8 protein-coding genes and 1 pseudogene are annotated in these 12,693 nt (G+C 73.7%); 3 read left to right on the top strand and 6 right to left on the bottom strand.

The genetic code is table 11. The features are described from left to right. Positions 1-2 precede the first annotated feature (2 nt). On the top strand, positions 3-1,004 hold the full coding sequence (locus OG550_RS29115) for an isocyanide synthase family protein (protein ID WP_327682497.1): 1,002 nt from the start codon (positions 3-5) through the stop codon (positions 1,002-1,004). A gap of 275 nt (positions 1,005-1,279) precedes the next feature. Here the strand turns inward: OG550_RS29115 and OG550_RS29110 are convergent. The 3 genes and pseudogenes from OG550_RS29110 to OG550_RS29100 form a co-directional block, all read right to left on the bottom strand. After that, positions 1,280-2,059 (bottom strand): annotated as a pseudogene (locus OG550_RS29110) (ABC transporter ATP-binding protein); the annotation flags it as partial. Next, positions 2,056-3,135: a FecCD family ABC transporter permease gene (locus tag OG550_RS29105; RefSeq protein WP_327682496.1), complete on the bottom strand. Its 1,080-nt coding sequence runs from the start codon at positions 3,133-3,135 to the stop codon at positions 2,056-2,058. The pseudogene OG550_RS29110 and the gene OG550_RS29105, both read right to left, overlap by 4 nt. A gap of 3 nt (positions 3,136-3,138) precedes the next feature. Next, positions 3,139-4,230, bottom strand: a complete 1,092-nt coding sequence (locus OG550_RS29100; RefSeq protein WP_327682494.1) for an ABC transporter substrate-binding protein — start codon at positions 4,228-4,230, stop codon at positions 3,139-3,141. A 439-nt stretch (positions 4,231-4,669) separates the two neighbouring features. Between OG550_RS29100 and OG550_RS29095 the strand changes: the two genes are divergently transcribed. After that, complete coding sequence (locus tag OG550_RS29095) at positions 4,670-5,461, top strand: helical backbone metal receptor (RefSeq protein WP_327684225.1); 792 nt, start codon at positions 4,670-4,672, stop codon at positions 5,459-5,461. A 234-nt stretch (positions 5,462-5,695) separates the two neighbouring features. Then, on the top strand, positions 5,696-6,760 hold the full coding sequence (locus OG550_RS29090) for a lytic transglycosylase domain-containing protein (RefSeq protein WP_327682492.1): 1,065 nt from the start codon (positions 5,696-5,698) through the stop codon (positions 6,758-6,760). A gap of 97 nt (positions 6,761-6,857) precedes the next feature. On the opposite strand, the gene OG550_RS29085 is transcribed toward OG550_RS29090, so the two are convergent. The 3 genes from OG550_RS29085 to OG550_RS29075 all read right to left on the bottom strand — a co-directional run bounded on the left by OG550_RS29085 (position 6,858) and on the right by OG550_RS29075 (position 12,597). Then, entirely contained in the window at positions 6,858-9,392 is a 2,535-nt protein-coding gene (locus tag OG550_RS29085) for a hypothetical protein (protein WP_327682490.1), read from the bottom strand. Between the two features lie 207 nt (positions 9,393-9,599). Continuing rightward, positions 9,600-11,165, bottom strand: coding sequence for a lipase maturation factor family protein (locus OG550_RS29080; RefSeq protein WP_327684223.1), 1,566 nt, complete (start codon positions 11,163-11,165; stop codon positions 9,600-9,602). 355 nt (positions 11,166-11,520) lie between these two features. Beyond that, positions 11,521-12,597: a GAF domain-containing protein gene (locus OG550_RS29075; protein ID WP_327682488.1), complete on the bottom strand. Its 1,077-nt coding sequence runs from the start codon at positions 12,595-12,597 to the stop codon at positions 11,521-11,523. Positions 12,598-12,693: the final 96 nt, after the last annotated feature.

The raw sequence follows: 12,693 nt of genomic DNA, 5'->3' as shown, positions 1-12,693 counted from the left end.
GCATGCCGCCCGCCGGCACCGTCACCAGCAACTCGCAGCCCAGCAACGCCCAGCCCGGCAACGAAGGCTCCGGGTACACCGCGCCGGACCCGCAGACCGTCGCCCGCATCTCCGCCGAGATCGTCGACCTGCTGCTGCCGCACCGCCGCGCCTCCGACCCGGAGATCGACACCACGCCCGACGACTTCCCGCTCCAACTGGAGCAGCTGGCGGACTTCATCACCGCCGGTGACCCGATCCTGTTCACCCTGCCCGGCTTCCCGTGCAAGTCGCCCAACCTGGCCAAGGTGCTCGGCCACCTGCCCGACGAGGGCGAGCGGCTCTCGCTCACCTTCCTCAACGGCCTCTGCGAGCAGATCGGCAAGCTCTACGAGCCCGGCGCCCAGATCCTGATCTGCTCCGACGGGCACATCTTCGGCGACCTGATCCACGTCCCCGACGACCACATCGACGAGTACTCGGACGAGCTGACCGCGATGATCGAGCGCGAGGGCCTCTCCCACCTCGCCACCTTCGACCTGCGGGCCGTCCTGGGCGACCTGCCCTTCGACGAGAAGCGCGCCCGGGTGCACGAGAAGTACGCGCCCACCAAGGAGGAGCTGCGCGAGCAGATCCTCACCGACGAGGAGACCGCCAAGCTCTACCGCGGGATCACCCGGTTCCTCACCGAGGACACCTTCGGCTTCGAGGGCACCAAGTCGGCGCTGCAGCGCGACTGCCGTGCGCGCGCCTACGGCGTCATCCAGCGCAGCCGCGCCTGGGGCGACCTGATCGCCGAGCAGCACCCCCGGTCGTTCCGGCTCTCCATCCACCCGCAGAAGGCCGGCGTGCTGAAGTTCGGCATCCGGCTGCTGGAGCACTCCGACGTGTGGATGACCCCGTGGCACTCCTCGGTGCTCCACCGCCCGGACGGCGGCTGGGAGCTGAAGCGCAGCGAGGAGGCCGAGAAGGTCGGCCGCCTGGTCGAGCGCAACGGCCGGCCCAGCCACTACGAGACCTCCTGAGGCTCGGCCGGGGCCGGCAGCGTCGCCGGCCCCGGCTCCAGGTCCGGCCTCGGAGCCGGTTCCGGGACCGCTCCCGGAACCGGCTCCCGCTTCGCGCCGGGCCCCGTCTCCCGCTTCGTCCCCGCTCCGACCAGGGGTAACGCCGCGACCGGGGCCCTGTCGTCCGGGTGCACCGGCACCGTGCCCGCGCCGGGACGGTCCGCTCCCCCGCCCGCGCGGTCCGTGCGGTCCGTCCCGCCGAATCCGTGCAGTCCGCCCGGTCCGCGGAGTCCGCCCGGTGCCGCGGCCGGAGTGCGGTGGTCGAAGGCGATCAACGGGTCGCCGGTGAGCGGGTGCTCCACCACCGCCGCCCGCACGCCGAACACCTCGGCGAGCAGCTCGGCGGTCAGCACGTCCCGCGGCGTCCCGGAAGCCACCAGGGTGCCGCGGTGCAGCACGTGCAGCCGGTCGCAGACCGAGGCCGCGGCGTTCAGGTCGTGCAGCGCGACCAGCGTGGTACGGCGCTGCTCGCGCAGCAGCGCGAGCAGTTCGACCTGGTGCCGGACGTCCAGGTGGTTGGTCGGCTCGTCCAGCACCAGGACGTCCGGCTGCTGGGCCAGCGCCCTCGCCAGCAGGACGCGCTGGCGCTCACCGCCGGAGAGCTGGGCGAACCGGCGGTGGTCCGCGTCGGCCATCCCGACCCGGTGCAGCGCCTCGTCGACCAGCCGGTGGTCCTCGGCGTCGTCCCCGGCGAACGCCTTCTTGTACGGGGTGCGGCCCATCGCCACCACCTCGCGGACGGTCAGCTCGAAGTCGCCGCCGCGCTCCTGGGGCAGGGCGCCGATGTGCCGGGCGGACTGCGCCGGGGTCAGCCCGGACAGCTCCCGCCCCGCGAGCAGCACCCGCCCCGCGCTCGGCTTCAGGTGCCGGTAGACGGTGCGCAGCAGACTGGACTTGCCACTGCCGTTGGGACCGACCAGGCCGGCGATCTCGCCCTCCTTGGCGACCAGGTGGACGCCGGAGACCACCGTCCGCCCCGCCAGGGTGACGCTCAGGTCCTCGACCGCGATTCTCAATTCCGCTCCAGTCGTCGGTCCAGCAGGTAGAGCAGGGTGGGCGCGCCGAGCAGGGCGGTGACCACGCCGATCGGCACCTCCTGGCCGTCCAGCGCGGTCCGGGCGAGGAGGTCCACGACGACCAGCAGCACCGCGCCGGTGAGCGCGGAGAGCGGCAGCAGCCGTCGGTGGTCGCCGCCGAGCAGGAGGCGGCAGACGTGCGGGACCATCAGACCGACGAAGCCGATCGCGCCGGAGACCGCGACCAGGACACCGGTGAGGACGCTGGTGACGGCGAAGATCTCGCGGCGCAGCCGGACCACGTCGACCCCGAGGCCGGCCGCGGTCTCGTCACCCATCAGCAACGCGTTGAGCCCCCGGGCGCGGCCCTGGAGCAGGGCCAGCCCGAGGGCCACGGCGATCGCGGGGACGGCGAGTTGTCCCCAGGTGGCGCCGCCCAGACTGCCCATCAGCCAGAACAGCACGCCCCGGGTCTGCTGCTCGTCGCCGGTCTGCAGCACCAGGTAGCTGGTGAGGCCGGTCAGGAACTGGCCGATGCCGATGCCGGCCAGCACCAGGCGCAGCGGGGAGAACCCCCCACCGCGCCTGGCCAGCAGCCAGACCAGGGAGAACGCCCCGAGCGCGCCGAGGAAGGCGGCCAGCGAGACGGTGAGACCGGCCACACCGCCGAGGTTCATCTCCAGGCCCAGGCCGGTGCCGAGGACGATCACCGCGACGGCGCCGAGGGAGGCGCCGGAGGAGATGCCCAGCAGGTACGGGTCGGCGAGCGGGTTGCGGACCAGTGCCTGCACGGCCGTGCCGACCAGGCCGAGGCCCGCTCCGACCATCGCCGCCAACAGGGCCCGGGGGACGCGCAGTTGCCAGACGATGAGGTCGCGGGTGCCGGGCGCGGGGCTCTGCCCGGTGAGCCGGCGGCCGACCACGGACCAGACCTCGCCGGGCGGGATGTCCACCGAGCCGAGCGAGACGGCGGCGGTCAGCGCGACGACGAGGGCGGCGGTGAGGAGCGCGGCCAGCGGCCCGGCGCGCAGCGTACGGCCGCTGCTGCGCCGGGCGGCGACGGTGGCCGAGACCACGGCCTACTGCCCGTTCTTGACGAGCGTCGGGTGGATGGTGGCGGCGATCCGCCGGACGGTGTCGGCGTTGCGCACCCCGGCGATGGTGGTGGTCTCGGAACCGATCCGCAGGAAGTGGCCCTGCTGGACGGCCTTCAGGCCCTGGGTGGCCGGGAAGCCCTTCAGGTAGGCCTCGGCCTCGTCGAAGGCCTTCCGGTTGGCTTCCTCGCTGCCGCGGTTGCGCACGGCGAGCTGGATCCAGTCCGGGTTCTTGGCCACCACGTCCTCCCAGGAGACCGGCCGGAAGTCGGCGTCACAGTCGGCGAACACGTTGCGCGCGCCCGCCAGGGTGATCACCGCGTTGGCGACCTGCTTGTTGCAGACGGCCATCGGTTGCTTTGTACCGGCATCGAAGTCGAAGAGGAAGTAGCCGGGCCGTTCGCTTTCGGCAATCGAGGCGGTGGCGGTGCGCACCTCGCCGATCTGCTTCTCCATCCCGGCGACCAGTTCCTCGGCGCGGGCGGCGGTCCCGGTGACCGCGCCGAGCCGGCGGACGTCGTTCTCGACCTCGGCGAGGTCGGTGCGCGGGCCCTTGGCGGCGGCGGGGCCGCCGGCACAGGCGGTGGAGAGCAGCAGGACGTGCTGGATGCCGACGGCCTTGAGCTCCTCCTCGGTGGGCCCGGCGCCGGCCGCGCCCATCATCGGCATCGGTCCGAAGGTGTCCACGTAGAGGTCGGCGCCGGAGCCGAGCAGCTTCTCCTTGGGGATCAGGGTGTCGCCGAGCACCGGGACCTTGGCGCCCTGCTCGGCGACGTCGGCCGGCAGGCTGCCCTTGCCGGGCGGGAAGCCGGTGCCGATGACCCGGTCGCCCGCGCCGAGCTGGAGCAGCATCTCAAGGCCGGCCGCGTCGGTGGTGACGATCTTCTTCGGGGCCTGCTTGACCGTGGTCTCCTTGCCCGCGCAGTCGGCGACCTTGACCGGGAACGCGCCGGCGGCGGTCGCCTGTCCGCCACCGCCGCCGTTCGAACCGTCGCTGCTTCCCCCGCCGTCACTCGAACAGCCGGTGGCGAACAGGGCAACGGCGGCCGCGATACCGCAGAACACGCGAGGGCGCATCAGAACTCTCCTGGTCAATGGTCGTGCTCGGGCCCGTCCTACGAACCCGGACCAGGTAGTCGGCCGTGGTGCGCGGTCGGTTCCCGCGAGTTTGCCCGAATGGCCGTCCTCCGATGCGCCTCGGGCATGTCGGCGGAGTCGCGCGGCCCCGGCGGGACCTTGCCGACACGCCCTAGGCTGACGCGGTGACCTCCTGCTCCGCCCCGCGCGCCTTCGCGCGCCCCCTTCCCCGCCGGCGGGGGAGGCGGGCGCGGTGCGCGGACGGGCAGCACGGGGCGGGCGGTACGGCGGCGGGCGGTGTGCACGGGTGGGCGGCACGGGGACGAGAGGTGCACTGATGGGCGGCACGGGAACGGACGGCACGGTGACGGGTGGCACGGTGGCGGGCGGCGGGACGACGGGTGACGGGACGACGGGTGGCGTGCTCACGGGTGACGGGATGACGGGCCGTGTGCACCCGCTCGACGACCTCGGCCTGGCCGTCCCGCTCGGACCGGCCCCGGTCCGGCGGGTGGTGTCGCTGGTCCCCTCGCTCACCGAGGCGCTCGCCGCCACCGCACCCGGTCTGCTGGTCGGCGCCACCGACTGGTGCAGCCACCCGGCCGACCTGGCCGTCCCCCGGATCGGCGGCACCAAGAACCCCGACGTGGCCCGGATCGTCGCACTCGCCCCCGACCTGGTGCTGGCCAACGACGAGGAGAACCGCCGCCCCGACCTGGACGCCCTGCGCGCCGCCGGCCTACCCGTCTGGGTCACCGACATCCGGACCCTCGACCAGGCGCTCCACTCGCTGCACCGGCTGCTGACCCTCGGGTGCGGCCTGCCCCGTCCGGCCTGGCTGGACGCGGCCGGGTCCGCCTGGGCGGCGGTCCGGCCGCCGTCCGGGCCGCCCCGACGGGCCGTCGTGCCGATCTGGCGCCGCCCCTGGATGGTGCTCGGCCGCGACACCTTCGCCGGTGACCTGCTCGGCCGCCTGGGCGTCCGGCTCCTGCACGCCGACCACCCCGACCGGTACCCGGCCGTCCCGCTGCCCGACCTGCTCGCCGCCGGGCCGGAGCTGGCGGTCCTCCCGGACGAGCCCTACCGCTTCACCGCCGACGACGGCCCGGAGGCGTTCCCCGGCGTCCCCGCCGCCCTGGTGAGCGGTCGCCACCTCACCTGGTACGGACCGTCGCTGGTCGAGGCACCGGCGGTGCTGGCCGACCAACTGGCAAGGACACTGCGGCAGTAGCGGGCCGGACGGGCGGCCTGACGGCGAACGGGCGACGGAAGGCTACGGGTGCGAACGGGCGGTTGCCCGGGCGCCCGCCGGGGTGCCCACCCCTGTCGTGGGTCCGGTGATCGGCCGTCGTACGATGTCGGCCTCTCATCGGGTCGGCCGATGACATACGGGGGGACGACGCACGTGAGTGCAGTACGCGTGAGTGCCGTGCGCAGAACAGGTTCGCGGAGGGTGCTGGTGGCCGTGTCGGCCGCAGCCGTGTCCACCGCGCTCCTGGCCGGGTGCGGCACCAAGAAGGCGGACGAACAGGCCGGGGGCACACCCACGCCACTGTCGGTCGCGGCCACCACGGACACCTCGCCCTCCGCGACGCCGGTGCCCACCCCGAGCGCGTCGCCCAGCGCCACGCCGAGCACCTCCCCGACCGCCACCGCGACGCCGAGCGCGAGCACCAGCACCTCGCCGCACGGTACGGCGAGCAAGTCGGCGAAGCCGAGCCAGAGTTCCGCACCCGCGAAGAGCACCGGCCCGACCGCCGACACCGCCAAGCCCGGCACCGCCAAGCCCGCCGAGACCGCGCCCGCCCAGCCGGCCCCGCCCGCACCGGCCCCCGCAGCGCCGCCCGCAGGAGCCGCCGTCGCCGCCGCACCCGCGCCCACCGCGAAGCCCGGCCCCGTCGCACCCCCGCCGCCGCCTGCGCCCGCGACCCCGCACGTCCCGCCCCTGCAGAGCGGCTGCACGCCGACCAAGCCGCAGCCCGACGAGCCCAAGGAAGCCGTCTCCGCAGCGCTCACCACCGCCGCCGGAACGCCCCGGACGCTGTTCCTCAGCAGCGGCGGCACCGACAAGCTCCCGGCCCTCCCGGTCAACCTGGTGAAGGCCGTCGCCTGGCAGGAGAGCGGCTGGCAGTCCGGCATCCTCGCCTGCGACGGCGGCATCGGCACCATGCAGATCATGCCCGCCACCGTGAGCTGGATGAACGGCAAGTTCGGCACCACCTCGGACCCGAAGACGCTGAACGGGAACGTGCAGCTCGGCACCCAGTTGCTGGACTGGCTGATCGCCTACTACGGCGACTCCTCGTTCGGCGGGAAGTACGACCTCTCCCCCGACCCCGCCACCGGCAAGACCCCGCTGCTCGACCTGGTCATCGCCGCCTACAACGCGGGCGCCGGAAACGTCCACTACAACAGCGTCACCGACCCGGCCACCGGCACGACCACCGGCAGCCTGGTCATCCCCAACCCCGGCTACGTCGCCAACGTGAAGGCGCTGATGGCGAGCCAGCCCTGGAACAAGGCCGGCTGACCCGCCCCGCAGCAGCACCGGCTTCCCGGCCGGGAAGCGGGAGGGGCCCGGTGGATGCGGTTCACACCGCATCCACCGGGCCCCTCCGCTCATCCGGTCAGGCGCGCGCCGCCGTGACGGCGGTGCCCAGCGCCTCCTTGATACGCGGTCCGAGGCGGGCGAAGCCCAGCTCCTTCATCGCGGCCCGGAGCAGCTCCTCGTCACTCCGCTCGACACCGTCCCCGTCGATCCAGCGCACGATCGAGAGCAGCTCCTCGGCGGAGTAGGCGGTCACCGGGCGACCGGGCGTGAACTCCGGCTTCTCCGGCCGCGCCGCCGGAACCGTGGTGGCCGCCTCGGGCGCAGGCACCTCGGCCGCAGCTTCCTCGACCGCAGGCACCTCGGCCGCAGCTTCCTCGATGGCGGGCGCCTCGGGCTCGACGTCACTCACGACGTCCGCCACCGCGACCGGCTCAGCGTCGGTCTCAGGCTCGGCCTCTTCGGTCACGGCCGCCTCGACCGACGACTCGACCTCGACCACCGGCTCCGGCCCGGCGTCGACGACCGGCACCTCAGCCACCGGCTCGGTCTCAGTCCCGGGCTCGGTCTCTTCAGTCACGGCCGCCTCGGGGTCAGCCACCGTGGCGTCTTCCTCGACCGGAGCCTCGGCAACAGGCTCAGCCGCCTCGACGGCCGAAGGCTCGTCCGCCACGGCGACGACCTCCTCGACCGAAGCCTCAACCACAGGCACGACCGACTCGACAACCGCGACCTCAGCCACGGCCACGGCCTCGACAGCCGAAGCCTCAGCCACAACAAGCTCAGCCGCCTCGACGACCTCGACCTCGGCCACGGTCACGGCCTCGACGGCCGAAGGCTCGTCCGCCACCGCGACGACCTCCTCGACCGAAGCCTCAACCACAGGCTCCACCGACTCGACAACCGCGACCTCGACCTCGGCCACGGCCTCGACAGCCGAAGCCTCAGCCACAACAAGCTCAGCCGCCTCGACGACCTCGACCTCGGCCACGGCGGCCGAAGGCTCCTCCGCCACCGCGACGACCTCCTCGACCGAAGCCTCAACCACAGGCTCCACCGACTCGACAACCGCGACCTCGACCTCAACCTCGGCCACGGCCTCGACAGCCGAAGCCTCAGCCACAACAAGCTCAGCCGCCTCGACGACCTCGACCTCGGCCTCGACGGCCGAAGGCTCCTCCGCCACCGCGACGACCTCCTCGACCGAAGCCTCAACCACAGGCACGACCGACTCGACGGCCGGAGACTCCTCGGCAACCACCACCTCGGTGACTGCCTCCTCCGGCTCGACCGCAGCCTCGGCCTCGACCGGCGCGGCGGGCTTGGTTCCCACCAGGTCGTCGGCGGCGGGAGACGGAGCCGGGAGGGTGACGACGAGCGGCTTCTCCTCGGCTACCGCGCCGTCAGCCTCCTCGGCCTCCAGGACCTCGGCCTTGTCGTCCTCGGCTTCGAGGGCCTCGGCCTTCCGGTCCTCGGTGTCCTCAGTATCGTCGGCGGCGTCGGCGTCCGTGCTGGCGTCGGCGTCCGTGCTGGCGTCGGTCTCGACGGCGTCGGCAGCAACCGGGGCGACGGCCTCGGCCTCGACCTCGACCGAGGCCTCGGTGCCGGTCGCCTCGTCGGTCGCCTCGTCGTCGGCCGGGGCCTCCGGCTCGCCGCTCCCCGCGAGGCCGTCGCGCTGGCCGCCGGCCAGGGCCTGGCGGGCGGAGTAGGCGGCCTCGGCGGCGCGGCGGTCGGCGCGGGCGGCCGTCAGCTCGGCGAGGAGGTCGGCGAGGCCGGCGTCCTCCAGGGTGGCGCGCAGGGTGCGGATGGTGGGGAGGCGGTAGAGGGTGCCCTCGTCCGCGGCAAGGCGGTCGACCAGGTCGACGAGGTCCGGGAAGGACAGCGCGTCGAGGTCGTGTCCGGGCAGCAGCCGGGCGAGGTCGCGCAGGCCGGCGCCGATGGCTTCGAAGGCCTGGGCGGTGCGGTGCACCAGCGCGCCGTCGGCCGGCGGGACGGGCAGGGTGCCGGCGGGTGCGAGGGCGGCCCAGGCGCGGCGTTCGACCTCGGCCGACGCAAGGGCCTCGTGGAGGTCCTGCGGGCGGGGGCGGCCGGGGGTGGCGGCGAGGGCGGCGGCCTGCTTGCGCAGCGAGCGGGCGCGCAGCCAGGAGAGCTTGACGCCCCGCTCGCGGCGCCAGGACCGGTCGGCGGTGGCGGCGGCGAGGGTGCCGAGGTCGGCGTCGTAGGCGGCGCCGGTGAGGATGGTCGACGTGCGGTGGACGAGTTGCAGCATCTCGACCAGGACGGCGGTCTTGCCGACGGTGTCCGGCGCGTCGAGCTTCACGTCCTCGGCGAGCGCGGTGACGTCCTCCCAGGTCTGCTGGAGGTCGTGGCCGCGCAGTTCGGCGAGGACGGTCGAGGCGGCGCGGGCGTCCTCGGGGCTGGCGACGGTGTCGACGGCCGCGTACCAGGCGTGGGTGTCGGCGGTGAGGGTGAAGGCACCGAGTTCGGCGTACCGGCCGAGCTCTTCCCGCAGGTCGGTGTCGGCGGTGACCGCCTGGCCGCGGGTCTGCTCCAGGTGGTCCTTGGCGTCTGCGGCGTCGGCTGCGTCGGCGTTGCGCGAGTGAAGCACTGTCATGTGAGGTCCGGTTCTGGGCGACTGCGGCGGGGCTGGCGGCGAGGGGGTCGGCTGCCCGGGTGCGCGAGGGGCTCCGGCGGGTGGGGCCCCGGGGTGCGCGGTCGGGCTTCCGGTTGTGGAGGCCAAGAATACGGGTGCCCGTTCGAGCCTTGCACGCACCCACCGCCCCTCGGTCGGGTGTGGCGTGCCACACCGCTCGCCTGGCCGCTACCCGGGAGGGCCGGGCGGGTGGTCGGGCCTTCGGCCGGGCGGGTGGTCCGACGGCGGGTCGGGCGGGCCGGGGTGCCGTCGGAGTCGTTCCGGGGGCACCGTGCGGAGCCGTCTCCCGAGCGGTGGGCGGTACCCGGCGCGGCCGAGGGCGGCGAGGTCCACCGGCGCGAGGTAGTCGGAGAGCGCGGTCCGGTGCCACCACGCGCCGGTTTCCCGGAGTTCGCGCCAATCGGTGAACCGGTAGAGGTGGAGGGTCGCCCGGACGTGGGTCGGCGGGGCGTCCGGGAAGGGGTTGTGGCGCAGCAGGCGGAGAGTGTCCGGGTCGTTGACCAGCAGCCGGGCGACGAACGGCAGGAACCAGGGCCGGGCGTACGCGGGTGAGATGCCGGCGAACCACATCAGCCAGTCGAGCCGCAGGTGGTAGGGGGCGTACTGGCGCGGGAGGCGGCGCACGTCGCCGGGTTTGCCCTTGAAGCCGTACTCCTTCCACACGGTGCCCGGGGTGACCGCCGGTTCGTCGGTTCCCTCGACGACGACTTCCTGACGGAGCCGGTTGACGCTGCCGAAGGCCCCGTAGGTGTTGACGAGGTGGAGGCGGTTGAAGGAGCGGTTCATCACCTGGCGGCGGGAGAGCATGTTCCGGACCGGCCAGTAGCTGAGGACGAGGACGGCGGCGGTCAGCGCCAGGACCACGGCCTCGTACCAGGCGGGCGTGGTTCCGTACGTACGGTCGTGGACCGGCAGGCCGAGGCGGGCGGGTTCGACGGCGGCGAGGGCGAGGGCGATGGTGAGCCAGTTGAGCCAGGCGAAGTTGCCGGAGGCGACCAGCCAGAGCTGGGTGGCGACCACGGCGCAGGCCGCGTAGCCGGCGACGGGCTGCGGGAGGAGGAGGCAGACGGGGACGGCGAGCTGGGTGACGTGGTTGGCCGCCGCCTCGACGCGGTGCAGCGGGTCGGGCAGGTGGTGGAAGAACCAGCTGAGCGGGCCCGGCATGGGCTGGGTCTCGTGGTGGTAGCGGAGGCAGGCGAGCTGCCGCCAGCAGCTGTCGCCGCGCAGCTTGATCAGCCCGGCGCCGAACTCGACCCGGAAGACCAGCCAGCGCATCAGCCAGAGCACGGGGGCGGGCGGGGCGGTGTCCTCGTTGCCGAGGAAGGCGGCGAGGAATCCGGCCTCCAGCAGCAGCGACTCCCAGCCGAAGGAGTACCAGGTCTGTCCGACGTTGACGATCGAGAGGTAGAGGGCCCAGAGCGCCGCCCAGCAGAGGACCGACCCCCAGAGCGGGACGGCGTCGCCGAGTCCGCCGGCGAGGGCGGCCGAGAGCGCGGCGCCGGTCCAGGCGACGGCGGCGAAGAAGCGGTCGCTGTAGTGGAGGTGGAAGAGGCCGGGTGACTGCCGGAACGGGACCCGGGCGGTGAAGCGGGGCACGGGCAGCATGCCGCCGGCGCCGATCAGGGCGCGGAACTGGAGGGCGGCGGCGAGGAATCCGGTCAGGTAGAGGACGGCCAGCAGCCGTTGCACGAGCAGTCTGCTGAGCCAGTACTCGGGGGCGGCGAACCACTGCATGCGGCCCATGCCTACCACCGGGTCACGCCGTGCGGGGTGCGGGTGCGGGAGCGGCCGTGGGCGGTTCACCCGGGCGGGTCCACACCGCCCGCTCACTCGGCCGGCTGACTCCGCCCGCTCATGCCGACCGTCCACCCCGACTGTTCACCCGGCGGTTCACCGGGGGAACGGACGGCCGGGCCCGGGGCGCCGCCGGCCGGGCCCACCCGCCCGCCGGCCGACCGACCGACCGCGGACAGCACCGTGGCGGGGAGCCTCTCCTCGGGGGTGAGAGGCGCCCCGCCACGGTGGTGCGCAACGCGGTGGTGCGGAACACGGTCGTGGTGCGCGACACGGGGGTGGTGCGGAAGCGGTGTCAGCCCGGGAGGACGAGCCCGGTCCCGCCGGCGCCGAGGCCCGGACGGCCCGCGGGGGCGGTGCCGTTCTGCTGGAGCCGGTCGACCAGGAGCGCGGCGAGCGTGCCCAGTTCCTCCTCCGTGCGGGACTGCGCGGTGACGTCCATGCCGACGGTGAGCACACCGTTGACCTGGCCGGTCCGGGCGGTGCGCAGCGGGGTGCAGGTGAAGCTGAAGATCTGCTGGATCCGCTGGGCCTCGGGGCGGCTGGACTGGATGCGGACGTCGTTGAGGACGGTGGTGCGGCCGGTGTGGTAGGCCTCGGACACCGCCTGCTGGAGGCCGGCGATGCCGAGCTGGGGGTAGGCCTGGCCAACCGTGCCGTACGCCGCGGGGGCGCCGAAGATGTCGGCGTGCTGGGCGTTGGCGTAGCGGATCTCCTGGCCGGGACCGTCGGTGAGCATGATCGGGAAGGGCGAGCCGTCGAAGGCCGCGAACATCTCCTGCTGCTGGGCGAGCAGGTTGTCGCGCAGCCGGATCTCGGAGAGCAGGGCCTCGGCGAGGTGCTGGATGTCGCGCAGTCGTTCGCGGCCCCACTGGCGGGGTTCGCGGTCGAGCACGCAGACGGTGCCGATGACGGTGTTGGTGTCGTCGACGAGCGGGGCGCCGAGGTAGGCGCGCACGCCCAGCTCGTCGACGACCGGGTTACCGGCGAACCGGGGGTAGGCGAGGATGTCGTCGAGGGCGAGCGGGGAGCGCTGGGCGACGACGTGCGGGCAGAAGCCGTGGCTCAGCGGCATCTCGCGGGTCGGGAGGTCGAAGGCGATGCCGCGGTCCGCCCAGGAGGAGCCTCCGTCGGTGGCGAGATCGGCCGAGTTTGGCGGAATGTAGAGCCCCCGGAACATCTGGCGCTCGTCGTTGATGAAGTTGACCATCGCGATGGGGGCGCGGGTGATGCTGGCGGCCAGGTGGGCGAAGCGGTCGAAGGCCTCGTCCGCGGTCGGTTCGTTGAGACCCAGGCTGCGCAGCCTGCGGGTCCGTTCGGATTCCCCGGCGGCACCCGGGAACTGGCCTTGAGTGCTCATCACATCAGTCATGGCGCACATGTAATCAGACATGCGGCGCCTTCCGCGCTCCCAGCCCTCCACATCCGGCTTGCCGCTGCTCAGTCAAAGCCGCATGTGGGCGACGCC

The organism is Kitasatospora sp. NBC_00458, assembly GCF_036013975.1.
GTDB lineage: Bacteria > Actinomycetota > Actinomycetes > Streptomycetales > Streptomycetaceae > Kitasatospora.
This window is presented reverse-complemented; position numbering and strand designations above follow the sequence as displayed.